Raw genomic sequence first — 21,699 nt, 5'->3', positions numbered from 1 at the left:
GTTTCAGGCGCGGCAACGAGCATTTGCAAAGCTGTTTGTTGGACCAGGATCAGCCAGCCACCACCACCGGAAGCGACACAAGGAGTGCAGCTATTTCAACGCGGTCACCAGGTCGGCGTCGGGAAAACAGGTGGCGGCGCGACCGTTCCTGGCCTGCCACTTGCCGATCGAGCGGCGGGTCTTGAAACCGGGCAGGCCGTCGGCGCTGCCGACGTCGTGGCCCTCGGCCTCCAGCGCCCGCTGCAAGGCGGCGATATCGGACCTGTGGAGCCCGCCGACCGCACCCCAGCGCCCTGAAAAATTGCTGTCGCCATTGGCGATGCGGTCGGCGGCGTGGCCGATGAACAGGGCGTAGAGATCGCTGGTGTTGTATTGCTTCAAGACGTAGAAATTGGGCGTGACGATGAAGGCCGGACCGCTGCGCCCGGCCGGCATAAGAAGAAAGCCTTCGGTCTTCAATTCGCGCGCCGGAAACGGTCTTGCCGCGACACGCTTGATGCCCATATCAGCCCACTGGGAAATCCTCTTGCCTTGGTCCGGACCTTCGAGCGAACAGGAGACCGCGTCCGGCGCCGTCACCTCAAAACCCCAGCCGCGGCCTTTTACCCAGCCATAGTGGACGAGATAGTTGGCGATCGAGGCCAGCGTGTCCGGCTCCGAGTTCCAGATGTCGACCCTGCCGTCGCCATCGAAGTCGACGGCATGTCTGAGGAACGAACTCGGCATGAACTGCGGCTGGCCGAGTGCGCCGGCCCAGGACGATTTCATCGCGCCGACCGGGGCCAACCCGCGCTCGACGATCTCGAGCGCCGCCATAAGCTCGCTGCGGAAGAAATCCTTCCTGGTCGCCATGAAGGCCTTGGTGCCCAGCACTTCGAAAGCGTCGTAGGGCATTTTCGCTGCGCCAAAGCCGCTCTCGCGACCCCAGATCGCCAGCAGCACCTCGCCCGGCACGCCGTAGCGCTTCTCGATCGCGGCGACGGTTCTGGCATTGGCCGCCTTGCGCGTGCGGCCACCAGCGGTCACGGCGCGAACCGTCTTTTCGGCGAAATAGGCTCCGGGCGAACCGAACTCCGCCTGATGCTGCTTCTGCGGCGTCGTCGCCTTTTTGCCCGGCATCACCAGGTCGGGCAGTTTGAGGTTCGGGTTGATGCCGTCGAAGGCGGCGTCGAAGGTTTTTCTGGAGATGCCCTTGGCCTTGGCCTCGGGCCAGAGGTCGTTGTTGAGCCAGGCGTGGAACTGGTCGTCGAGTTTTGTGGCGGAGGCGGGGGTGGCGAGGAGGAAGGCAGTCAGTGCGGCGAGGAAAAAAGCGGCGGCCAGCCTGCAAAGGCCGCGTTCTGTCGCGCCCCCCTCTGTCCTGCCGGACATCTCCCCCACGAGGGGGGAGATTGGCAGCTTCGCGGGCTGCGCCTGTTCAACAACGTTGGAGAATGGCGAAAGCCGAGATGACATCCAATCTCCCCCCTCGTGGCGGAGATGCCAAGTATTGGCAAAGAGGGCAGGACGGAGGGGGGCGCGACGGAACGCAATCATCTCAAGAATACCTCCCCCCTTCCTCAAAACGCCGTCCGTGAGCGCAGCGCCGCGGCCAGCGTGCCTTCGTCGAGATAGTCGAGTTCGCCGCCGACCGGCACGCCATGCGCCAGCCGCGTCACCTTGATATCGAAGCCGGACAATTGGTCGGTGAGATAATGCGCGGTGGTCTGGCCCTCGACCGTGGCGTTGACGGCAAGGATGACCTCCTTGACCTCGCCGCCGGCGACACGGTCGACCAGCGAGCCGATGTTGAGCTGTTCGGGGCCGATGCCGTCGAGCGGCGACAGCGAGCCGCCGAGCACGTGATAGCGGACATTCATGGCGGCCGCCCGCTCCAGCGCCCATAGGTCGGCCACGTCCTCGACGACGATCAGCGTGCCGGCGTCGCGGCGCGGATCGGTGCAGATCATGCAGGGATCGGACGTATCGACATTGCCGCAGGTCGAGCAGATGCGCACCTTGTCGACCGCCTCGCTCATGGCGGCGGCGAGCGGCGACAGCAACTGCTCCTTCTTCTTGATGAGGTGAAGCGCTGCTCGCCTGGCCGAACGCGGCCCAAGCCCCGGCACCTTGGCCAGGAGCTGGATCAGGCGTTCGATCTCGGGACCGGCGATTCGCTTCGACATCGCATCGGTTTAGGATTTTTCGATGGGTTTTGGAACACCGTGCAAGGACGCTGCTACGAGACAATCGCTGAGGTTTGCGCTGCCCCTCATTGCCCTGCCGGGCATTTCTCCCCGTATAGTGACGGTGAGAAAGAGCCTTCGCAAAGGATTTCGCCAATCGCAGGCGTTGCAGAAAGGGTGCCAAGGTTGCGGCCAGCTTCTTTCTCCCCGTTAACGGGGAGAAATGCCCGGCAGGGCAATGAGGGGCGGCGCCAACGTTGACTATCCGACCGTCTCAGTAGGCTTCCAGCGGCCTGCCCTGGCCGGCGATCATCGCGCCGATGGCATCGGTGTTCTCGGGCGTCGGTTCAAACGACATCGTCGGCTCGGCCGGCGCCGCCGGGAATGACGTGACCGGTTGCGCACCGGCGGTGCCGCCGAAACGGGCCGCGTCCGGCTCCTGCATCGCCACAAAGGTCACCTTCTCTGGCGTCGCCTTCTCTGGAATGGCCTTTGCCGGTTGCGATGCGACCGCGGTCACATAGGTTGCCTTGATGAGCGCTGCCTTGGCGAGTTCTGCCTTGGCGGCCGGCGCCGCAGAGGCCATGAGCGTCACTGGTGCGGCGCGCGACCCCCGCGGCGTCGCCTGCGCCACCGCGACCGTGGGCTCGTCCGGCAGTGGTTTCCAGTTGCGGCCGCGCTTTTCGTAAAAGGCGTTGCCGCCGGCGACCATGGTGTAGTGCATGTTCTTGTAGGGGAAACGCAGGCCGGCGGTGTGAAAGAACATCGAGTTCTTCAGCTTGGCCTTGCGCTCGCCCCTGAGTACCGCCTCGGCGGCTTCCTCGACATCGGGCATCGCCTTCGAATTCATTGGCCGCGTCATCACGCCCGGCGCGAACTGGCCGCGTTCGCCGACCACCTGGCAGATGGTGTTGCCGTGCTTGCCGGAGCGCAGCCGGTTCATCACCACCGTGCCGACGGCAATCATGCCGTCACGGCTCGACCGGTTGGATTCGAAGAACATCGCGCGCTGGAGGCACTCTTTGTCCTTGGCTGTGTGGCTGTAGGGTCGGGACCTGACCGTATCGGTCAGGCTGGCCACGGACAGGCCGTGCGTGGTCTGACTGCAGGCGGCCAAAAACAGCGGAGAGGTGATGACGCCGAGCAGCAACGGCGTCTTCCATCGGGTCGCGATCAAAGATATCCCCTCATTCAGTCGCCAGCCCGCCTCTGGTTGCGGCAAGAATGAGACACTTTCAGGCAAAAAGATGGCTAAAGCGTTATTAAGTGCGCGGAGTTGCCGAATGGACACAGCTGGCCGGCGGGTGGGCGTTGATCGCTGCGCTCTTTGGCCACTGTAACGGCTTGACCTTCGAGCGTCGCAACTTCCGCAAGGGGCTTGGTAGCGTCACCTTCGAGCGGCGCAGCCTTCGCAGCGTGGCCTGCCGGGCCAATGCGATGGGCTCGGTCGACCGGCATACAGCACCTTAGAACGGCAGCTTCATTCCCGGCGGTATCGGCAGTCCGGCGGTCAGTGCCTGGGTCTTTTCCTGCATCATCTGCTCGACCTTGGCCCTGGCGTCATTGTGGGCGGCGAGAAGCAGATCCTCCAGAATCTCGACCTCGTCCTCCTTGAACAGCGACGGATCGATCTTCAGCGCCTTCATCTCGAATTTGCCGGTCAGCGTCACGCTGACCAGGCCGCCGCCGGCCTGTCCGGTGGCTTCCAGTGTGGCGATCTCATCCTGCATGGCCTGGAACTTGGCCTGCATTTCCTTTGCTTTGCCCATCAGGCCGAGAAGATCTTTCATCACGGTTCCTCTACGGTTGGTATCAGGTTTCGTCTTCGTCAGCGGGCGGCTCGATCGGAACCTCGGCCTCCACCGCATCGGCTTCCGGTGCGTCGGGAATGCGCACGTCGATGATCCTGGCGCCGGGAAAACGCGCCAGGATGGCGGCGACGGTCGGATCGCTCTTGGCATCGAGGAGCGCGTTTTCGCGCTTGGTCGATTCCATCTCGGCCAGCGTCTGGCCGCCCTCTTCCTTCGACAGCGAGACCAGCCAGCTGCGGCCGGTCCAGGCGCGCAATTTGGCGGTCAGATCGTTGAGCAGCATCTTCGGCGCGTCATCGGTCAGGCTGACGTCGATGCGGCCCGGCTCGATGCGCACCAGGCGCACGCAGCGCTTGACCAGCACCTTGAAGGCCATGTCGCGCTGGGCATCGGCCAAGGCGACGATGTCGGCCAGCGATTTCACCGGCACCGACGGCGCATCGGCGACCGGCTCCGGCGCCGGCGCCGGAAGGAAGGCCGCGGGCATCGGCTCGGGTTCGACCAGCCGCATGGTCTGGGCGCCGCCATTGACCGCCGGTATCCGCGTCTGCGCAACGGCGCTGGCGCCGCCGTTACCGGAACTTGCTGGGCCAGTATTTGCTGGGCCAGAATTTGCTGGGCCGGGGCTTGCCGGCGCAGCATTCAAGCGTGGCGCGCCATTCGACACCGACGCTCCACTCTCCAGCGATTTCAGCGCCTCGTCCAGAGTCGGCAGGTCGGCGGCATGCGCCAGCCGGATCAGCACCATTTCGGCGGCACTGACCGGCCGGTTGGAGGACTGCACCTCGGGAATGCCTTTCAACAGCATCTGCCAGGTCCGCGACAGCACCCTGACCGACAGCGCCCTGGCGAAATCCGCGCCGCGCCGGCGCTCGTCCTCGGACAGCGAGGCGTCATCGAGGGCTGTCGGCACGAAGCGCAGCCGGGTGACGAGGTGATTGAACTCGGCAAGATCGGTCAGCACCGCGGCCGGATCGGCGCCGGCGTCGTATTGGTTGCGGAATTCGGCCAGTGCGGCTGCCACATCGCCCTTCATCACATGTTCGAACAGGTCGACGATACGGGCGCGGTCGGCCAGCCCGAGCATGGCGCGCACCGCTTCGGCGCTGACTGCGCCGCTACCATGGGCGATCGCCTGGTCGAGAATGGACAGTGAATCGCGCGCCGAGCCCTCGGCCGCCCGGGCGATCATCGCCAGCGCGTCGTCATCGACTGCGATGCCTTCTTTTCCGGCGATCGAGGAGAGGTGCGCGACCAACGTGCCGGCATCGATACGCCTGAGATCGAAGCGCTGGCAGCGCGACAGGACGGTGATCGGAACTTTTCTGATTTCGGTGGTGGCGAAGATGAACTTCACATGCGGCGGCGGCTCTTCCAGCGTCTTCAGCAGGCCGTTGAAGGCCTGCGTCGAGAGCATGTGCACTTCGTCGATGATGTAGACCTTGTAGCGCGCCGACACCGGGGCGTAGCGCACGCGCTCGATGATGTCTCTGATGTCGTCGATGCCGGTGTGCGAGGCGGCGTCCATCTCGATGACGTCGACATGGCGGCCTTCCATGATCGCCTGGCAATGCTCGCCCGGCACGGCAAGGTCGACCGAAGGCTGGTCGACGGTCGATGTTTTGTAGTTCAGGGCCCGCGCCAGTATGCGCGCCGTCGTCGTCTTGCCGACACCGCGCACGCCGGTCAGCATCCAGGCCTGGGCGATGCGGCCGGTGGCGAAAGCGTTGGTGAGGGTGCGGACCATCGGCTCCTGGCCGATCAGTTCGGAGAAATTGGCAGGACGGTATTTGCGCGCCAGAACGCGATAGGCGGCGGCCTTTTCCGTTCCCGAATTTCCGGCTTCGCTCATTCGCCCGTAAAGCTCCAAGGGCCGCGGCTTAAGGCGGCCGATTCCTGCGCATAGTTTCGCCCGCAGGGCTTGGCGCCGTCAATGTCGCGGGAGAAAGGCGAAGAGGTGGGAGGCTGGAACAATGACCCGTTCCGGGCTCGTTAGGGCTGCTTCCTTCCGGACCTGACCCGGTTGGCGAGTGGACCGTCCACCACCAACCTCCCGCTTTCATATCGGCAATCCGGCAATGAAATGCAAGAGCGCAGTGACGGTCAGCGAAACCAGAAATAAAAAAACCGCCTAGGCGGGCGGATCGCTGGCGCGAATAAGCACCATGTCGAAACCACTAGCATAGCTGCCGGCACAAAGCAAGAACAAATGGACGAAAGATATGGCCGGCAGACCAGAGGCGGCGCGAGATGGTGGCTTCATTCCAGCCCAGCTCCTGCCAGGCCATGCCCTGAGTTCTTCGCCGGAGCCACGATAGAACTTGATTCGCGTGCCGCCCTCTTGCGGGCTAACGGCAGCCGCTCTAGCGTCCATGAAGTAAAAAATACTACAAAAGTGAAGGAAACGCCGATGTCGCCGGGCCTCGAGGCCGGATTCACGCTGGATGCTCGTCTGGAGGCGGACAGCGAGCAGTTGATGTGGCTCGGCCTGTGCGAGTTGCGGGTGATGAACGACCGCCGCTGGCCGTGGCTGCTTCTGGTGCCGCAGCGGCCAGGCGCGGAGGAAATCCATGATTTGACGCCGCTCGACCAGGCGATGCTGACCTTCGAGACCAACATGGTGGCGCAGGCGCTGAAAAGCGTGACCGGCTGCACCAAGATCAACAGCGGCGCACTTGGCAACATCGTGCGACAGTTGCATGTCCATGTCGTCGCGCGCTCGGAAGGCGATCCCGGCTGGCCGGGCCCGGTGTGGGGGCACGGCATGCGCGAGCCCTATGAGCGCTCGGACCTGCGCCGGTTTGCGCAGAAGATAAAGGCGGCGCTATAAGCCTGTCCCGTGTCCATCCTGAACCTTGAGTCCTGAACCTTGAGTCTCCGATGAGCTTCCGCCTGTTTGACGCGCCCTTGCGCGAGCCGAGCCAGTTCGTCGGCTTCGCCGGCAATAGGATCGACCGGCAATCGGAAAACCGGGCCGACGATTCCGTCGAAAAGGCGCTCGCCGACCCCTCGGTCAGGCTTTTGCTGATGCATGGCGGGCGGCTCTACCTCAAGCTCGGCGGTGGCGGCTTCGACCCCTGGTTCAGCGCCGAGGAAAGCCAGCCGCTCAAGGTGTCGCTCGACCGTGGCGTCCTGCTCGGTTTTTCCGACAGCGGCCCGGTGCTCGCGGTGCCGGCCGGCAGCGACCCCGAACAGCTGCCAGAAACCATCAAGGCCATCGACTATCGCTCGGTCTATATGCAGGGGCTGATCGACGAGGCGGCGGCCGGCGCGATGGCGCAAGGAGCAGCGCTGCTCGCCTGGCATGCCAGCCACCGCTTCTGCAGCAAATGCGGCGCTGAAGCCGCGATGCGGGCCGGCGGCTACAAGCGGCTTTGCCCGGCCTGCGCCACCGAGCATTTTCCGCGCACCGACCCGGTGGCGATCATGCTGACGGCGACTCGTGAAAAATGCCTGCTCGGCCGCGGCCGGCATTTCGCGCCCGGCATGTATTCGGCGCTTGCCGGCTTCATCGAACCGGGCGAGACGATCGAAGCGGCGGTGCGCCGCGAAACGCTGGAGGAGGCCGGCATCCGGCTTGGCCGCGTCGTCTATCACGCCAGCCAACCCTGGCCGTTTCCCTATTCGCTGATGATCGGCTGCTTCGGCGAGCCGCTCAACGAGGACATCCAGGCCGACCTCAACGAGCTGGAGGACTGCCGCTGGTTCTTTCGCGACGAGGTGCTCTTAATGCTGGCTCGCGAGCATCCGGGCGGCCTGGTCACGCCGCCGAAGGGGGCGATCGCCTACAACCTCATCCGCGCCTGGGCCGACAGCGCGCAAGACTCATAGGGGAGCGAAATGATCCGTCATACAGTGGTGTTCAGGCTGAAGCACAAAGAGAGCTCGGCCGAGGAGGCAAAATTTCTGGCAGACGCCAAAATACTGGCGGCGATACCGGGCGTCGAGAACTTCGAGCAGTTGCGGCAGGTCAGCCCGAAGAACGATTATCGTTTTGGCTTCTCGATGGAGTTCGCCGACCAGGCCGCCTATTCCCGCTATAACGACCATCCCGATCACGTCGCCTTCGTCCGCGACCGCTGGATTCCGGAGGTAGCGGCGTTTTTGGAGATCGACTACGCGCCGCTGAGTTAGGTTGGTGACTCGCCTGTGAAAACCGCCAATTGAGCGGCGAAAGCACGCTTGTAGGCGGGCCGGGCTTCGCCGCGGGCGACATAGGCGGAGAGGTTCGGATATTCGTCCAGTATACCCGACCCGCTCAACCTTAGCAGCACGTGCACCATCATCAGGTCCCCGGCGCTGAACGCACCATCGAGCCAGTCGGCATCGCCAAGCCGACCGGAAAGTTCGCCCAGCCGGTCACGGATGCGATCCTCGACCATAGGCAGGCGCTGTTCGTGCCAGGTCTCGTCGCGCTCCAGGAGCACGGCGGTTTGGCGTTCAAGGATCGGCGGCTCCACGGTGTTGAGCGCGGCAAACATCCATGAGATCGCGCGCGCCCGGGCATTCGCATCGTCTGGCAGCAGGCCAGCATGGCGCTCGGCGATATGGAACACGATGGCCCCCGACTCGAACAGCGCGAGATCGCCTTCCTCATAGGTCGGAATCTGCCCGAAAGGATGAAGCGCTCGATGCGCGGGTTTCTTCATTCCACTGAACGAAACAAGGCGGACCTTGTACGGCTGGCCGGCTTCTTCAAGCGCCCAGCGAACGCGCATGTCGCGCGCCAGTCCCCTGCCGCGATCGGGCGACCGTTCAAAGGCGGTGATGGTGGGGATCATTGGGAGGCCTCATCTCGTCGTGTCCTTTCTTCGACTGTGGCAAGCAAAGGACGAATGTCGCGCCGGAATTCCGACATCTGGGAACTGCTTTTCAATCGCGCATGACCGCCGCGACGGAGGCGCGTAGCGCGCCAGCGAAGTCGGGATGGCCATAGAGGTCGTTGTGGCCAGCCGCTATGGCGATGTGGCTGCGCAGGTCACGGGCAGCCTCGCGCAGAGGCGCCGAACGCGCCGCAGGTACGATGGTGTCGTTCTCGGCGGTGATGACAGCCGTCGGCACATCGAGGTCGCGCAGAGATCCTGCAGCTTCCATGCGGTGCCGCAGCAAGAGCCGCACCGGCAGCCAGGGATAGTGGTGAGCGGCGAGTTCTTTCAGCGAATCGAAGGGCGTCACCATGACGATGCCACGCAGGGGCCGGGCCGTCGCCAGATCGGCCGCAACCGCAGCGCCGATGCTAAGGCCGATGGCGACGATGCCGGCTTTGGCGTCGCTGGCCAGCTTGTCATGGGCGCGTCGGGCGTCCTCGAACAGGGCGGCGGCCGACGGGCTTCCGCTGCTCGGCGCATAGCCGCGGTAGTGCAGCGCAGCGACCTCATGTTCGGGAAATAGCTGGTGCAGCATCAGGGCAAGTGCGTCGGCGTTCCAGGCATTGCCGGCGAAGCCCAGCAGCAGCGGGCGTGGCTCGGCCGGCGCCTGCCTTGCCGGCAGGCGGACCAGGACAACGCGCTCGCCATCCTCCGTCGCCAGTTCGACATGGCGGGCCCCGGCCGGCAGATCGGGTCCGAACGCCGCAAGGCCGGCCGGAAAAATCAGCCAGGATTGAAGCGCATACACGACGGCGACAATCACCGCATACAATCCAGCGACCGCGAGCATCAGTTTCAAAAGCCACATCGCAGGAATGTCGCCCGATGCTCGTCACCTGGCAAGGCGCTGAGCTAGTCCGCTACCTTCCATTGCTCGCGCGACTGGCTGGCCGGGTAGACGCCCAGAATCCGCATTTCGCGCGAGAAGAAGGCCAACTCGTCGAGCGCCAGCTTGACCAGCGGATCGTCGGGATGGCCCTCGATATCGGCATAGAACAGGGTCGCGGTGAATGCGCCGAGCTGGTAGCTCTCGAGCTTGGTCATGTTGATGCCGTTGGTGGCGAAGCCGCCCATCGCCTTGTAGAGCGCGGCCGGCACGTTGCGGACGCGGAAGATGAACGTCGTCATCATCCTGGCGTCAGCCGAGGGACGTTCGGCCCACTGCCTGTTCCTGGTCAGCACGACGAAGCGGGTGACGTTGCTGTCGGTGTCCTCGACATTCTCCTCGATGATGTCGAGTCCGTAGAGCGTCGCGGCCAGAGCCGGCGCCAGCGCCGCCATGGTGTGGTCCTTCAGCTCGGCGACCAGCTTGGCGGCGCCCGCCGTGTCGCCGGCGACCACCGGCTTCCAGCCGTTCTTGCGGATATACCTGCGGCACTGGCCGAGCGCATGGATGTGGCTGTGCACGGTTCTGATCTCGTGGCGCCTGACGCCCGGCAGAACCATCAGCTGGAAATGGATCGGCAGGAAATATTCGCCGACGATGTGCAGCTTCGATTCCGGCAGAAGATGATGTATGTCGGCGACGCGCCCGGCAATGGTGTTCTCGATCGGGATCATGGCGAGGTCGGCCTTGCCAGTCTCGACTGCGTTGAAAGCATCCTCGAAGGTCGGGCACGGCAACGGCTCCATATCAGGGAACATGTTGCGGCAGGCGGTGTCGGAATTGGCGCCCGGCTCGCCCTGGAAGGCTATTCTGTTGGTTTTCTCAGGCATGCCAAATGTCTCAGGTTGACCAGATGTCTCAGCTTGAAAGGACGGTTCTGGCGCGTTCGAGATCGTCCGGCGTGTCGACGCCGAACGGCGCCGACTTTACGATCTCGGCATCGATGCGCATGCCGGCCTCCAGCGCCCGCAACTGCTCGAGCTTCTCGCGCCGTTCCAGCGGCGACGGCTTCAGCGCGACAAAGCGCTCGAGCGCCGAGCGGCGATAGGCATAGAGGCCGATGTGATGATAGAGCGGCCCATCGCCCCAGGGTGCCGTGGCGCGGGTGAAATAGAGTGCCCGCAGCCGTGTCTCCGACAGCGGCGAGCCGACGATCTTGACGACATTCGGATTGGTCTTTTCCTCGTCGCGGACGATCTCGATGCCGAGCGTGGCGATGCCGACCGTCGCATCCTCGAAAGGCTTCAGTGCAGCCTTGATGATGTCGGGATCGATGGTCGGCAGGTCGCCCTGCACGTTTACTATCGTTTCGACCTTGCGCCCGGGATCCAGTGTGGCCAGCGCCTCGAAAATGCGGTCGGAGCCCGATTCGTGGTCGACGCGCGTCATCACCGCCTCGAAACCGTGCGTGCGCACCGCCTCCGCCACGCTGTCAGTATCGGTGGCGACCACCACCCGGCCGAGCCCGGCCTCGGCGGCGCGGCGAGCGACATGGACGATCATCGGAACGCCGGCGATGTCGGCCAGCGGCTTGCCCGGCAGGCGGGTCGAGGCCATGCGGGCCGGGATGAGGATGAGCGTGGACATCGGGTGATGAAGCATCCGAAAAAGAGGAAGGGAAAAGTGGCAAAAGGTCTCACTGGAAGCGCCCTTATAGGTGTTGCAACGCCAGAGCAAAAGACCTAGTTTCCGCCCGATTTGACTGCCTCGCGGGGTGGTTCACGATTACCGACGGACGGAGTGGACAGATCGGTCCGCCGGAAAAGGGAGCCTGGGGCGTATGGACTCTTTCGAAATCAACAAGCTGATCGGCGGCCTGCTCGGAACCGTGTTCGTCGTCTTCTCGGTCGGCATCATATCCGACGCGCTGTTCGCCTCCCCCGCACCGGAAAAGCCCGGCTACGCCATCGAGGCGACCGAGGAGCCTGCCGAGGGCGGCCCGGCGGCCCCCGCTGCAGAAGCCAAGCCGATCGCCGACCTCCTGCCCAACGCCAATGTCGAGGCGGGTGCGGCCGTGTTCAAGAAGTGCCAGGCCTGCCACTCCGGCGAGAAGGGCGGGCCGAACAAGGTCGGCCCCGATCTGTGGGACATCATCGACCGTCCCATCGCCGAGCATGGGGGCTTCGCTTATTCGGCCGGCATGAAAGAGTTTTCCAAGGGCGGCGCCGAAAAATGGACCTACGACCACCTCAACCATTTTCTGCTTTCGCCGAAGAAGCTGGTGAAGGGCACGGCGATGGGCTTCGCCGGCCTGCCGAAGGACGAGGACCGCGCCAACGTCATCGCCTATCTGCGCACACTGTCGGACAATCCGAAGCCGCTGCCGACACCGGGCGCTTCGGCGGCTGCACCCGCCGAAGGCGCGGCGCCGGCCAAGTCGGCAGAGGGCGAAGCACCGGCCGCCCCTCCGGCACCAGCCCCTGCTGCTCCCGCACCGGCACCGGCACCGGCCCCTGCCGCTCCCGCACCAGCACCGGCGCAATAACGCAATTGTAATCGAAGCATTCCTTGAAAAAGCCGGGTTCAGCCCGGCTTTTTCAATGGGAAAAGCGCATGTGCGGCGACAAAGCCGGCCTGTCGCGGTTTTCATGAGCGTCAAATGATCTAGATTGTCCGCTAACAGCTATCGCACAGAGGAGAAGGCATGACGGTTGGCCGAACGTTTCTCAGATCGATGCTGGTTGTGGCGGCTTTTGCCGGCGGCCTGCAGGCAGCCTTCGCGGACGAATGGCGCACCACCTCGTCGCTGATCGGCGAATCCAAATATGGCGACAACTTCCAGCACTATGATTACGTCAATTCGGACGCGCCGAAGGGCGGCACGCTGAATTCGGCGGTGCTCGGCACGTTCGACAGCTTCAATCCGTATATCGTCCAGGGTTCGCCGGCAGCCGGTTTTGCACAATTCGGCGGCGGCTTGCTCTACGACACGCTGATGGAGCAGGCGACCGACGAAGGCAGCGTCAGCCATCCTCTGATCGCCGACGCCTACAAACATCCGGACGACTATTCGTCGGCGACCTACCGTCTTGATCCGCGGGCCAAGTGGCATGACGGCAAGCCGATCACCACCGACGATGTAATCTGGTCGTTTCAGGTGCTGAAGGCCAACAGCCCGATGTACAGCCGCTATTTCGAGAACGTCACCGATGCGGTTGCAATCTCCGATCGCGAAGTCGAGTTCAATTTCAACCAGAAGGGCAACCGGGAGTTGCCGAAAATCCTCGGCGATCTCGTTGTGCTGCCGAAGCATTGGTGGGAAGGCACCGACGCCAACGGCAAGAAGCGCGACATCACCAGGCCGACACAGGAGCCGCCGCTGGGGTCCGCCGCCTACAAGATCACCAGCTTCAAGCCGGGCACCGAAATCGTCTGGCAGCGCGTGCCCGACTACTGGGCAGCCCAACTGCCGGTGAAGATCGGGCGAGAGAATTTCGACAGGCAGCGTTTCAGCTACTTTCTCGACGACAATGCGGCCTGGCAAGCCTTCACCAAGGGCGGACTGCATGACATCAGGCCGGAAAACAGTTCGAGGCGCTGGAACACGGCCTATAATTTCCCGGCAGTCCAGGCCGGCGACGTCATCAAGCAGGAATTCAAGACCGCCTCACCCGAGCCGATGCAGGCCTTCATGCTCAACACAAGGCGTCCGCTGTTTGGGGATCGTCTGGTGCGCGCTGCGCTTATTTACCCGCTCGACTTCGAGACCATGAATCGTACCTTGTTCTTCGGTTCCAACACCCGTACCAGCAGCTATTTCCAAGGCACCGAACTGGCATCGAGCGGCCTGCCGCAAGGCAAGGAGCTGGAAATCCTCGAGCAATATCGCGACAAGCTGCCGCCCGAAGTCTTCACCCAGGAATTCAAGCTGCCGGTCTACGATTCGCCACAGGCGGAACGCAAGTATCTTAAGACTGCGGTCGATCTCTTCGCCAAGGCGGGCTGGGTGATCAAGGGCGGCAAGATGGTCAATGCCAAGACGGGCGAGCCTTTCAAGTTCGAAATCCTCGGCTGGAACGATACCGACCAGGTCCTTTCCAGTCCCTACATCGCCAATCTGCGCAAGATCGGCGTCGACGCCACGCTGCGGCTGATCGACCAGACCCAATACATCAACCGCATCAACAAGTTCGACTTCGACGTCACCATATCGCAGTTGGGGCAGTCGGATTCGCCTGGCAACGAGCAGCGCGACTTCTGGAGCTCCAAGGCCGCCGACACGCCCGGATCCCGCAACTATGCCGGCATCAAGAACCCGGTCGTCGATGCACTGGTCGATCGCGTCATCTTTGCCACCGACCGCGACGATCTGGTTGCCGCCACCCATGCGCTCGACCGGGTGCTGCTTTGGAATTACTATGTCGTGCCGCAACACCATCGGTCGGTGGTCTGGATAGCCTACTGGAACAAGTTCGGCATCCCGCAAAAGCAACCGGCCTATAGCGGCGTCGACCAGAATTCCTGGTGGGTCGACCCGGACCAGGAAAAGGCGCTGGCGGCAAAATACAAGAGTGGAAATTGATGGCGGCGCTGCCTCGCCGCGCCCCTCTGGCCCGCCGCGACTTTCTGGCCCTGGGCGCGGCGGCCACGGCGGCAGCTTTGTTGCCCGGCCGGGCCTTCGCCGCCATCCCGACCGGCGTCAAGCTGCACGGCCTGTCGGCATTCGGCGATCTCAAATATTCACCAGGTTTCAGTCATTTCGAGTATGTCAATCCGGACGCGCCCAAGGGCGGCCAGATGAATTTCGCACCGCCGAACTCCACCTTCAATCAGAGCTTCCTGACGTTCAACACCCTGAATTCGGTGGTGTTGAGGGGGGAATCGCCGCCGCGCACCGAACTCTGTTTCGATTCGCTGATGGCAAGCGCACTCGATGAGCCGGATGCGCTCTATGGCCGGCTTGCCGCAACCGTTACCTTATCGCCGGACCGCAATGGCTTCCGCTTCGACCTGCGACCGCAAGCGCGCTTCCACGACGGCTCGCCACTGACCGCGGAGGACGTCGCCTTCGCATTGAAGCTTTACAAGGACAAGGGCCACCCGAACCTTTCCCAGGCGTTGCGGCATATGACGGAAGCGGTCGCGGTCGATCCGGTTACCGTCGACCTCACCTTCAACGGCAAACAGTCGGCGCAGAATATCCTTACGGTCGTCGCCATGCCGATCGTGTCCAAGGCTTTCTATACGGTCAACGAATTCGATGCCTCGACGATGACACCGCCGCTCGGCTCCGGACCATACAAAATAGGGCGCGTGGCGGCCGGGCAGACCGTCGAATATGAGCGCGTCGCCGACTATTGGGGCAGCGATCTGGCGGTGAACCGCGGCCTCTACAATTTCGACCGCATCCGTATCGACTTTTACATCAATCGCCAGGCAGCGTTTGAAGCCCTGAAGAAGGGGGACACGCATTTTCGCGAGGAATTTACCTCGCGGGTATGGGCCACCGGTTACGACTTTCCGGCGCTGAGGGACGGCAGGGTCGTCAAACGCGAATTTCCCGGCGAGAAAACGCCATCCATGCAGGCTGTCGCGCTGAACCAGCGCCGTGCGCAATTCCGCGATGTGCGCGTCAGACGCGCCATCGCCAATTGCTTCGATTTCGAATGGACCAAGCGGGTTCTGTTTTACGGCGCCTACGAGCGCTCGCAATCGAACTTCGAACGGTCGGATTACAAGGCCGAGGGCCCGCCCTCGCCCGAGGAATTGGCCCTGCTTGAGCCGTTTCGAGGCGAGTTGCCGCCGGAAACCTTCGGCGAAGCGGTGATGCAGCCTGTCTCCGACGGTTCGGGCCACGACCGTAAGCTGCTGCGCGCGGCTTCGAGACTGCTTGCCGAAGCCGGCTGGAAGCGGGCGGGCAATTTCGTCGTCAATGAAAAGGGCGAGCGACTGCGGGTCGAAATGCTGGCCGAGGACGATGGCATCGTTCGGCTTTGCTCGCCGTGGGCCGAGAACATGAAAACGATCGGCATCGACGCTTCGATCCGGCAGGTCGATTCGACGCAATATGAACAGCGGCAGAGCAATTTCGACTTCGATTTCACCCTGCTCGCGTGGTCGATCGGGGCGACACCGACTGCCGACGGCCTGGAGATACTCTATGATTCGCGGATGGCGAAAACGCCGGGAATGCGCAATTACCCCGGCACGGAAAGCAAAGCCGTCGACGCGCTGATCGAGGCAGCCGGCAAGGCGCAGAGCCGGGTCGAACTGGTCACGGCGCTCAAAGCGCTCGACCGGGTCTTGCGCGCGCGGCTAGACTGGATTCCAACATATTATCTCGCGAATCACCGAGTCGCCTATTGGGACATGTTCGGCTTTCCCGAGCAGAAGCCTGATTTCGGCTTTCCGGTCGAAGCGCTGTGGTGGTTCGACAAGGACAAGGCGGCAAAGATTGGCAAAGGCTAAATTTCTTGCGGGCGTTGGCGCCGCCCATCACCTGCCTGCCGGCATCCTCTCCCCGTATAGTGACGGGGAGAGGGGCGCTTCCATCGAGGGTTTCGCCAACCACAAGCGTGGCAATAAAAGCGCCGAGATCGCGGCCAGCCCCTTTCTCCCCGTCACTATACGGGGAGAAATGTCCGGCAGGACAATGAGGGGCGGCGCCAGTGTCGAAAATTGGCCTGAGGCGATTGCCTTGGCGGCATCTCCAGACACAGTGGTCTCCCTCAAGGAAGACAACGTCTGATGGGCGCCTATATCCTGCGCCGCATCCTGCTGATGATCCCGACCCTGTTCGGCATCATGGCGGTGTCTTTCGCCGTCATCCAGTTCGCGCCGGGCGGGCCGGTGGAGCAGGTCATCGCCCGGCTGACCAATCAGGGCGGCAGCGATCGCCTTGGCGGCGGCGGCGGTGACGCCGGCGCCAGCAATTTCGACGCGGCCGGCGACATCGGTTCGAAATATCGTGGCGCCCAAGGGCTCGACCCAGAATTCATCGCCAAGCTGGAAAAGCAGTTCGGCTTCGACAAGCCACCGCTCGAGCGCTTCGGCATGATGCTGTGGAACTACATCCGGTTCGATTTCGGCGACAGCTATTTCCGCGACATCTCGGTGATCGATCTGATCCTGGAGAAGATGCCGGTGTCGATCTCGATCGGGCTGTGGATCACGCTGCTGTCCTACCTGATCTCGATCCCGCTCGGCATCCGCAAGGCAGTCAAGGACGGCTCGGCATTCGACGTATGGACCAGCGGCGTCGTTATTGTCGGCTACGCCATTCCGGGCTTCCTGTTCGGCATCCTGCTGATGGTGCTGTTTGCCGGCGGATCGTTCTATGACTGGTTTCCGCTGCGCGGCATCACCTCCGACAATTGGGACCAGCTGTCCTGGCCGGCGAAGATCGTCGACTATCTCTGGCACATGACCTTGCCGCTGACGGCGCTGGTGCTGTCGGCCTTCGCCACTACGACGCTGCTGACCAAGAATTCGTTCCTAGAGGAAATCCGCAAGCAGTATGTGGTGACCGCGCGCGCCAAGGGCCTGTCGGAACGGCGGGTTCTCTACGGCCACGTCTTCCGCAACGCCATGCTGATCGTCGTCGCCGGCTTTCCCGGCGCCTTCATCTCGGCCTTCTTCACCGGCTCGCTGCTGATCGAGAACATCTTTTCGCTCGACGGCCTCGGCCTGCTCGGTTTCAGGTCGGTGGTCGAGCGCGACTACCCGGTGGTGTTCGCCAATCTCTACATCTTCTCGCTGCTTGGCCTGATCGTCGGGCTGCTGTCCGACCTGATCTATACCTGGGTCGATCCGCGCATCGACTTCGAGCGGAGAGACGTCTGATGGCCGGGGCCGCAGCCGAAACGGCGCCGGAGCGGATTGCGCGGCCCTGGCTGTCGCCGCTCAACCAGCGGCGGCTGCAGAATTTCAGGGCCAACCGGCGCGGGTACTGGTCGTTGTGGATCTTCCTCGTGCTTTTCGTGCTGTCGCTGTTTTCCGAATGGATCGCTAACGACAAGCCGGTCCTCGTCTCCTACAAGGGCGAGATCCTGTTTCCGGTCGTGGTCGCCTATCCCGAGGAGAAGTTCGGCGGCTTTTATGCGGTCACCGACTATCGCGACCCGGTCATCCAGGACGAGATCAATGCCCATGGCTGGATGATCTGGCCGCCGGTCCGCTACTCCTACCGGACCGTCAACAACGCCATCCCCGAGGCGGCGCCGACCAAGCCGTCCTGGCTCTATGACGTCAAGACACGTTGCAACCAGTATCCGCAAGGTGCGGCCGACCCGAATTGCGTTGTCGGCAACTGGAACTGGCTGGGCACCGACGACCAGGCCCGCGACGTGCTGGCGCGCGTCATCTACGGATTCAGGGTCTCGGTGCTGTTCGGCCTGATCCTCACCGCCGGCTCGGCGGTGATCGGCGTGACGGCCGGCGCATTGCAAGGCTATTTCGGCGGCTGGACCGACCTTCTGTTCCAGCGCTTCATCGAAATCTGGTCGGCGATCCCGGTGCTTTATCTGCTCCTCATCGTCGCCGCCATCCTGCCGCCCGGCTTCTTCATCCTGCTGGGGCTGATGCTGCTGTTCTCCTGGGTGGCGCTGGTCGGCGTGGTGCGGGCCGAGTTCCTGCGCGCCCGCAACTTCGAATATGTCAACGCGGCCCGCGCGCTCGGCGTACCCAACGGTACAATCATGTTCCGGCATCTGTTGCCCAACGCCATGGTGGCGACGCTGACCTTCCTGCCCTTCCTGCTCAGCGGCTCGATCTCGACGCTGACCTCGCTCGACTATCTTGGCTTCGGCCTGCCGCCCGGCTCGGCCTCGCTGGGCGAGCTTCTCAAGCAGGCGCAGCGCAACCTCAACGCGCCGTGGCTGGGCATTTCCGGCTTCGTCGTCATCTCGCTGATGCTGTCGCTGCTGGTCTTCGTCGGCGAGGCGACCCGCGACGCCTTCGATCCGCGCAAGACGTTCAGATGAGCGAAGCCCCTCTTCTCTCGGTGCGCGACCTCAGCGTCGCCTTCACGCAGGGCGGCAACCAGTCGATGGCCGTCGACCACATCTCCTTCGACATCGCCAAGGGCGAGACGGTGGCGCTGGTCGGCGAATCCGGCTCCGGCAAGTCGGTCTCGGCGCTCTCGGTGCTGAAGCTGCTGCCCTATCCGACTGCCAGCCATCCGTCGGGAAAGATCCTGTTCCAGAGCGCCGATCTGCTCGCTGCCGACGAGAAGGCATTGCGCCGCGTGCGCGGCAACAAGATCACCATGATCTTCCAGGAGCCGATGACCTCGCTCAACCCGCTGCACACGATCGAGCAGCAGATCGTCGAGGTGCTGACGCTGCACCAGGGCCTGCGTGACCGCCAGGCCAAGGCGCGCACCCTGGAGCTGCTCAACGAGGTCGGCATCCGCGAGCCGGAGAAGCGGCTTGACGCTTATCCGCACCAGCTTTCCGGCGGCCAGCGCCAGCGCGTCATGATCGCCATGGCGCTGGCCAACGAGCCGGAACTGCTGATCGCCGACGAGCCGACGACCGCACTCGACGTTACCGTGCAGGCGCAGATCCTCGAACTGCTCGCGGAGTTGAAGAGCCGCAAAGGCATGTCGATGCTGTTCATCACCCACGATCTCGGCATCGTCAGAAAGATCGCCGACCGGGTCTGCGTGATGACCAGGGGCAAGATCGTCGAGACCGGGCCGACGAAAGAAATCTTCGCCAACCCGCAGCACACCTATACCCGGCACCTTTTGGCCGCCGAACCGAAGGGCAAGCCGCCCGCCGCCAACGCAGCCGCCAAGCCGGTGATGACCGGCCAGGACATAAAAGTCTGGTTTCCGATCAAGAAAGGCTTTTTCCGGCGCACCGTCGACAATGTGAAGGCAGTCGACGGCATCGACGTCACCGTGCGCGCCGGCCAGACGCTCGGCGTCGTCGGCGAATCCGGCTCGGGCAAGACAACGCTCGGCCTGGCGCTGGCCCGCATGATCTCGTCGACCGGGATCATTCAGTTCAACGGGCGCGATATCAACGAGCTGTCATTCAACGCCATGCGGCCGCTGCGGCGCGAGCTGCAGATCGTTTTCCAGGATCCGTTCGGGTCGTTGAGCCCGCGCATGTCGGTCTCCGAGATCATCGAGGAAGGGCTAAAGATCCACGAGCCGAAGCTGTCGCCCGATGAGCGCGACAAGCGCATCGTCGATGTGCTCGGGGAAGTCGGGCTCGATCCCGCCACGCGCAATCGCTATCCGCACGAGTTTTCCGGCGGCCAGCGCCAGCGCATCGCGATCGCCCGCGCCATGGTGCTCAACCCGCGCTTCGTCATGCTGGACGAGCCGACCTCGGCGCTCGACATGAGCGTGCAGGCGCAGGTGGTCGATCTTCTGCGCAGCCTGCAGGCGAAACACGACCTCGCCTATCTATTCATCAGCCACGATCTGAAGGTCATCCGTGCGCTTGCCAACGACGTCATCGTCATGCGCAATGGCAGGATCGTCGAAGCCGGCCCGTCCGAACAGATTTTCGAACGGCCGCAGACCGACTATACCAAGGCGCTGATCTCGGCCGCATTCAAGATCGAAACGGCGCCGGTCGGCATCGTCAGCGAGTAGGCTGTACCGCATAAGGAACAAGAATCCGCCATGGAAAAAGGCCGTGTCCTGCTTGCCCTCACCGGTATCCATCCAGGCCGTTGGCGCGAACTCTTGTCGGCCGAACGCGAGGTGGTGCTCGAGCCGGACGGCGCCAGCGATCCTTCGATCACCTATGCCGTGGTTTGGAAGCAGCGGCCGAACCTTTTGTCGTCCCTGCCCAATCTGCGCGCTGTCTTTTCGATCGGCGCCGGCGTCGACCACATCTTCGCCGATCCCACCTTGCCCGATGTGCCGATCGTGAAGGTCGTGGCCGACAATTTGACCCAATACATGACTGAATATGTCGTCTGGCGGGTGCTCGATCACCATCGCCAGGGCCTGCTCTACCGGCAGCAGCAGCAAAAGAAGATCTGGCACGAGCCGCCGCAGCGACCGGCCGGCGACATCTCCGTCGGCATCATGGGGCTCGGCACGCTTGGCCGCGCGGCGGCGTCGGTGCTTTTGTCGCTCGGCTTTGCGGTCAATGGCTGGTCGCGCAGCGACAGGCCGATGAAAAGCGTTTCGACCTATGCTGGCGAGGCCGGATTGATCCCCTTCCTCAACGCCACCGACATCCTGGTGGTGCTGTTGCCGCTTACGCCGCAGACGCAAGGTGTCATCAATTACGGCGTGCTGAAGGAGTTGAGGAAACGCAACGGCCTCGGCGGCTCGGTGCTGATCAACGCCGGGCGCGGCCGCCTGCAGAAGGACGCCGACATTCTGCGTGCGCTGGAGGACGGCACGCTCAAGGAAGCGAGCCTCGACGTGTTCGAGGTCGAGCCGCTGCCGAAGACCAGCCGGCTGTGGAGCCACCCGAAGGTGTTCGTGACGCCGCACGCGGCGGCGACCTCCGATCCGGTGCATCTGGTGCCGATCATGCTGCGCCAGATGGCCGCCTTCGAGCGCGGCGAGAAGCTTGAGAACGTCGTCGATCGCAAGGCGGGGTATTAACCCGGCTTGCCACATTCGCGGCGGGCGATCGACCGGTTCATGGCGTCGATCCGGCCGCTTGCCTGTTCGACGTCGCGCTGGGCCTTGGAACGGGTGTCCGGCGTGAACGGGCCGAGACCCACGCCCGGATCGGAGAAGGACGGCTTGGCGTCCTGCGGAAGGCGATATCGCTGCGCCAGCGCGTTGCGTTGCGCCAGCAATCGATTGCAAGGCACACTGTCGTATTGCAGCGAGGACTGGACATTCGCGTCCTGTCGCTCGGCAATCGAGGTGCCGACGCAGCCGGCTATTGCCAGGCAAGATGCCAAGACGACCAAGTTCCAGCGCATGCAACGTCCTCCGTGTCGGTGTCCTGCCCTTTCGGGCATGCGAGTCGGCCTTTTTCGCAGCCGCCGCCACGTGTGGACCGCCGGCAGTTGCCTGTATGCCGAGTCAGCAGTCACTTGCAACA

20 protein-coding genes and 1 other RNA gene are annotated in these 21,699 nt (G+C 63.4%); 10 read left to right on the top strand and 11 right to left on the bottom strand.

Features of this window, described 5'->3' with window-relative positions; all coding sequences use genetic code 11:
* Window positions 1–90: 90 nt before the first annotated feature.
* The 6 genes from NMG70_RS10265 to ffs form a co-directional block, all read right to left on the bottom strand.
* A complete protein-coding gene (locus NMG70_RS10265; RefSeq protein WP_254024373.1) occupies window positions 91–1,368 on the bottom strand; it encodes a lytic murein transglycosylase in 1,278 nt (425 codons plus the stop codon).
* Window positions 1,369–1,556: 188 nt separating this feature from the next.
* On the bottom strand, window positions 1,557–2,162 hold the full coding sequence (recR, locus tag NMG70_RS10260; protein ID WP_254024372.1) for a recombination mediator RecR: 606 nt from the start codon (window positions 2,160–2,162) through the stop codon (window positions 1,557–1,559).
* 274 nt (window positions 2,163–2,436) lie between these two features.
* Window positions 2,437–3,339: a cell wall hydrolase gene (locus NMG70_RS10255; protein ID WP_254024371.1), complete on the bottom strand. Its 903-nt coding sequence runs from the start codon at window positions 3,337–3,339 to the stop codon at window positions 2,437–2,439.
* A gap of 289 nt (window positions 3,340–3,628) precedes the next feature.
* Window positions 3,629–3,952 (bottom strand): YbaB/EbfC family nucleoid-associated protein, encoded by a 324-nt coding sequence (locus NMG70_RS10250; protein ID WP_065005911.1) that lies wholly within the window; start codon window positions 3,950–3,952, stop codon window positions 3,629–3,631.
* A gap of 22 nt (window positions 3,953–3,974) precedes the next feature.
* A complete protein-coding gene (locus NMG70_RS10245) occupies window positions 3,975–5,825 on the bottom strand; it encodes a DNA polymerase III subunit gamma/tau (protein WP_254024370.1) in 1,851 nt (616 codons plus the stop codon).
* Between the two features lie 105 nt (window positions 5,826–5,930).
* Window positions 5,931–6,027: signal recognition particle sRNA small type (gene ffs / locus NMG70_RS10240), an RNA gene on the bottom strand.
* Window positions 6,028–6,383: 356 nt separating this feature from the next.
* Between ffs and NMG70_RS10235 the strand changes: the two genes are divergently transcribed.
* From NMG70_RS10235 to NMG70_RS10225, 3 genes are read left to right on the top strand one after another with little or no spacing between them, the layout of a single operon-like run.
* On the top strand, window positions 6,384–6,803 hold the full coding sequence (locus tag NMG70_RS10235; RefSeq protein WP_027151663.1) for an HIT domain-containing protein: 420 nt from the start codon (window positions 6,384–6,386) through the stop codon (window positions 6,801–6,803).
* Window positions 6,804–6,853: 50 nt separating this feature from the next.
* Window positions 6,854–7,804 (top strand): NAD(+) diphosphatase, encoded by a 951-nt coding sequence (gene nudC / locus NMG70_RS10230; RefSeq protein WP_254024369.1) that lies wholly within the window; start codon window positions 6,854–6,856, stop codon window positions 7,802–7,804.
* Between the two features lie 9 nt (window positions 7,805–7,813).
* Entirely contained in the window at window positions 7,814–8,107 is a 294-nt protein-coding gene (locus tag NMG70_RS10225; protein WP_254024368.1) for a Dabb family protein, read from the top strand.
* Here the strand turns inward: NMG70_RS10225 and NMG70_RS10220 are convergent.
* From NMG70_RS10220 to NMG70_RS10205, 4 genes are all read right to left on the bottom strand, one after another.
* On the bottom strand, window positions 8,104–8,754 hold the full coding sequence (locus NMG70_RS10220; RefSeq protein ID WP_254024367.1) for a glutathione S-transferase family protein: 651 nt from the start codon (window positions 8,752–8,754) through the stop codon (window positions 8,104–8,106). The two genes, NMG70_RS10225 and NMG70_RS10220, sit on opposite strands and share 4 nt — an antisense overlap.
* Before the next feature lie 91 nt (window positions 8,755–8,845).
* Window positions 8,846–9,649, bottom strand: coding sequence for an alpha/beta hydrolase (locus tag NMG70_RS10215; RefSeq protein WP_254024366.1), 804 nt, complete (start codon window positions 9,647–9,649; stop codon window positions 8,846–8,848).
* 44 nt (window positions 9,650–9,693) lie between these two features.
* Window positions 9,694–10,557 (bottom strand): prephenate dehydratase, encoded by an 864-nt coding sequence (locus NMG70_RS10210; protein WP_254024365.1) that lies wholly within the window; start codon window positions 10,555–10,557, stop codon window positions 9,694–9,696.
* A 28-nt stretch (window positions 10,558–10,585) separates the two neighbouring features.
* A complete protein-coding gene (locus tag NMG70_RS10205) occupies window positions 10,586–11,314 on the bottom strand; it encodes a 3-deoxy-manno-octulosonate cytidylyltransferase (RefSeq protein ID WP_254024364.1) in 729 nt (242 codons plus the stop codon).
* Window positions 11,315–11,507: 193 nt separating this feature from the next.
* On the opposite strand from NMG70_RS10205, the gene NMG70_RS10200 reads away from it, so the two are divergent.
* The 7 genes from NMG70_RS10200 to NMG70_RS10170 all read left to right on the top strand — a co-directional run bounded on the left by NMG70_RS10200 (window position 11,508) and on the right by NMG70_RS10170 (window position 21,248).
* A complete protein-coding gene (locus tag NMG70_RS10200; RefSeq protein WP_254024363.1) occupies window positions 11,508–12,212 on the top strand; it encodes a c-type cytochrome in 705 nt (234 codons plus the stop codon).
* A 159-nt stretch (window positions 12,213–12,371) separates the two neighbouring features.
* A complete protein-coding gene (locus NMG70_RS10195) occupies window positions 12,372–14,249 on the top strand; it encodes an extracellular solute-binding protein (protein WP_254024362.1) in 1,878 nt (625 codons plus the stop codon).
* Window positions 14,249–16,135 (top strand): extracellular solute-binding protein, encoded by a 1,887-nt coding sequence (locus tag NMG70_RS10190; protein WP_254024361.1) that lies wholly within the window; start codon window positions 14,249–14,251, stop codon window positions 16,133–16,135. The genes NMG70_RS10195 and NMG70_RS10190 overlap by 1 nt, the downstream gene beginning before the upstream one ends.
* 279 nt (window positions 16,136–16,414) lie before the next feature.
* On the top strand, window positions 16,415–17,509 hold the full coding sequence (locus tag NMG70_RS10185; RefSeq protein WP_254024360.1) for a microcin C ABC transporter permease YejB: 1,095 nt from the start codon (window positions 16,415–16,417) through the stop codon (window positions 17,507–17,509).
* Window positions 17,509–18,648, top strand: a complete 1,140-nt coding sequence (locus NMG70_RS10180; RefSeq protein WP_077377127.1) for an ABC transporter permease — start codon at window positions 17,509–17,511, stop codon at window positions 18,646–18,648. Before NMG70_RS10185 ends, NMG70_RS10180 begins: the two co-directional genes overlap by 1 nt.
* The gene (locus NMG70_RS10175; RefSeq protein WP_254024359.1) at window positions 18,645–20,276 is read left to right on the top strand and encodes an ABC transporter ATP-binding protein; all 1,632 of its coding nucleotides are present in this window, start codon (window positions 18,645–18,647) and stop codon (window positions 20,274–20,276) included. Before NMG70_RS10180 ends, NMG70_RS10175 begins: the two co-directional genes overlap by 4 nt.
* Before the next feature lie 30 nt (window positions 20,277–20,306).
* Window positions 20,307–21,248 carry a 2-hydroxyacid dehydrogenase gene (locus NMG70_RS10170; RefSeq protein WP_254024358.1) on the top strand — a complete coding sequence of 314 codons (942 nt, stop codon included), beginning with the start codon at window positions 20,307–20,309 and terminating at the stop codon, window positions 21,246–21,248.
* Here the strand turns inward: NMG70_RS10170 and NMG70_RS10165 are convergent.
* Window positions 21,245–21,577, bottom strand: coding sequence for a hypothetical protein (locus NMG70_RS10165; RefSeq protein ID WP_254024357.1), 333 nt, complete (start codon window positions 21,575–21,577; stop codon window positions 21,245–21,247). The genes NMG70_RS10170 and NMG70_RS10165 overlap by 4 nt on opposite strands.
* Window positions 21,578–21,699 lie beyond the last annotated feature (122 nt).

This window comes from Mesorhizobium ventifaucium (genome assembly GCF_935822925.1).
Lineage (GTDB): Bacteria > Pseudomonadota > Alphaproteobacteria > Rhizobiales > Rhizobiaceae > Mesorhizobium > Mesorhizobium ventifaucium.
The sequence above is the reverse complement of the archived record's forward strand: the minus strand, read 5'-3'. Positions and strand labels throughout refer to the sequence as shown.

What these genes read in the sequence shown, in the direction of transcription:
- NMG70_RS10265 (WP_254024373.1), bottom strand. Translation starts at nt 1,368, where the DNA reads ATGTCCGGCAGGACAGAGGGGGGCGCGACAGAACGCGGCCTTTGCAGG.
- recR (WP_254024372.1), bottom strand. Translation starts at nt 2,162, where the DNA reads ATGTCGAAGCGAATCGCCGGTCCCGAGATCGAACGCCTGATCCAGCTC.
- NMG70_RS10250 (WP_065005911.1), bottom strand. Translation starts at nt 3,952, where the DNA reads ATGAAAGATCTTCTCGGCCTGATGGGCAAAGCAAAGGAAATGCAGGCC.
- NMG70_RS10245 (WP_254024370.1), bottom strand. Translation starts at nt 5,825, where the DNA reads ATGAGCGAAGCCGGAAATTCGGGAACGGAAAAGGCCGCCGCCTATCGC.
- NMG70_RS10235 (WP_027151663.1), top strand. Translation starts at nt 6,384, where the DNA reads ATGTCGCCGGGCCTCGAGGCCGGATTCACGCTGGATGCTCGTCTGGAG.
- nudC (WP_254024369.1), top strand. Translation starts at nt 6,854, where the DNA reads ATGAGCTTCCGCCTGTTTGACGCGCCCTTGCGCGAGCCGAGCCAGTTC.
- NMG70_RS10225 (WP_254024368.1), top strand. Translation starts at nt 7,814, where the DNA reads ATGATCCGTCATACAGTGGTGTTCAGGCTGAAGCACAAAGAGAGCTCG.
- NMG70_RS10220 (WP_254024367.1), bottom strand. Translation starts at nt 8,754, where the DNA reads ATGATCCCCACCATCACCGCCTTTGAACGGTCGCCCGATCGCGGCAGG.
- NMG70_RS10215 (WP_254024366.1), bottom strand. Translation starts at nt 9,649, where the DNA reads ATGTGGCTTTTGAAACTGATGCTCGCGGTCGCTGGATTGTATGCGGTG.
- NMG70_RS10210 (WP_254024365.1), bottom strand. Translation starts at nt 10,557, where the DNA reads ATGCCTGAGAAAACCAACAGAATAGCCTTCCAGGGCGAGCCGGGCGCC.
- NMG70_RS10205 (WP_254024364.1), bottom strand. Translation starts at nt 11,314, where the DNA reads ATGTCCACGCTCATCCTCATCCCGGCCCGCATGGCCTCGACCCGCCTG.
- NMG70_RS10200 (WP_254024363.1), top strand. Translation starts at nt 11,508, where the DNA reads ATGGACTCTTTCGAAATCAACAAGCTGATCGGCGGCCTGCTCGGAACC.
- NMG70_RS10195 (WP_254024362.1), top strand. Translation starts at nt 12,372, where the DNA reads ATGACGGTTGGCCGAACGTTTCTCAGATCGATGCTGGTTGTGGCGGCT.
- NMG70_RS10190 (WP_254024361.1), top strand. Translation starts at nt 14,249, where the DNA reads ATGGCGGCGCTGCCTCGCCGCGCCCCTCTGGCCCGCCGCGACTTTCTG.
- NMG70_RS10185 (WP_254024360.1), top strand. Translation starts at nt 16,415, where the DNA reads ATGGGCGCCTATATCCTGCGCCGCATCCTGCTGATGATCCCGACCCTG.
- NMG70_RS10180 (WP_077377127.1), top strand. Translation starts at nt 17,509, where the DNA reads ATGGCCGGGGCCGCAGCCGAAACGGCGCCGGAGCGGATTGCGCGGCCC.
- NMG70_RS10175 (WP_254024359.1), top strand. Translation starts at nt 18,645, where the DNA reads ATGAGCGAAGCCCCTCTTCTCTCGGTGCGCGACCTCAGCGTCGCCTTC.
- NMG70_RS10170 (WP_254024358.1), top strand. Translation starts at nt 20,307, where the DNA reads ATGGAAAAAGGCCGTGTCCTGCTTGCCCTCACCGGTATCCATCCAGGC.
- NMG70_RS10165 (WP_254024357.1), bottom strand. Translation starts at nt 21,577, where the DNA reads ATGCGCTGGAACTTGGTCGTCTTGGCATCTTGCCTGGCAATAGCCGGC.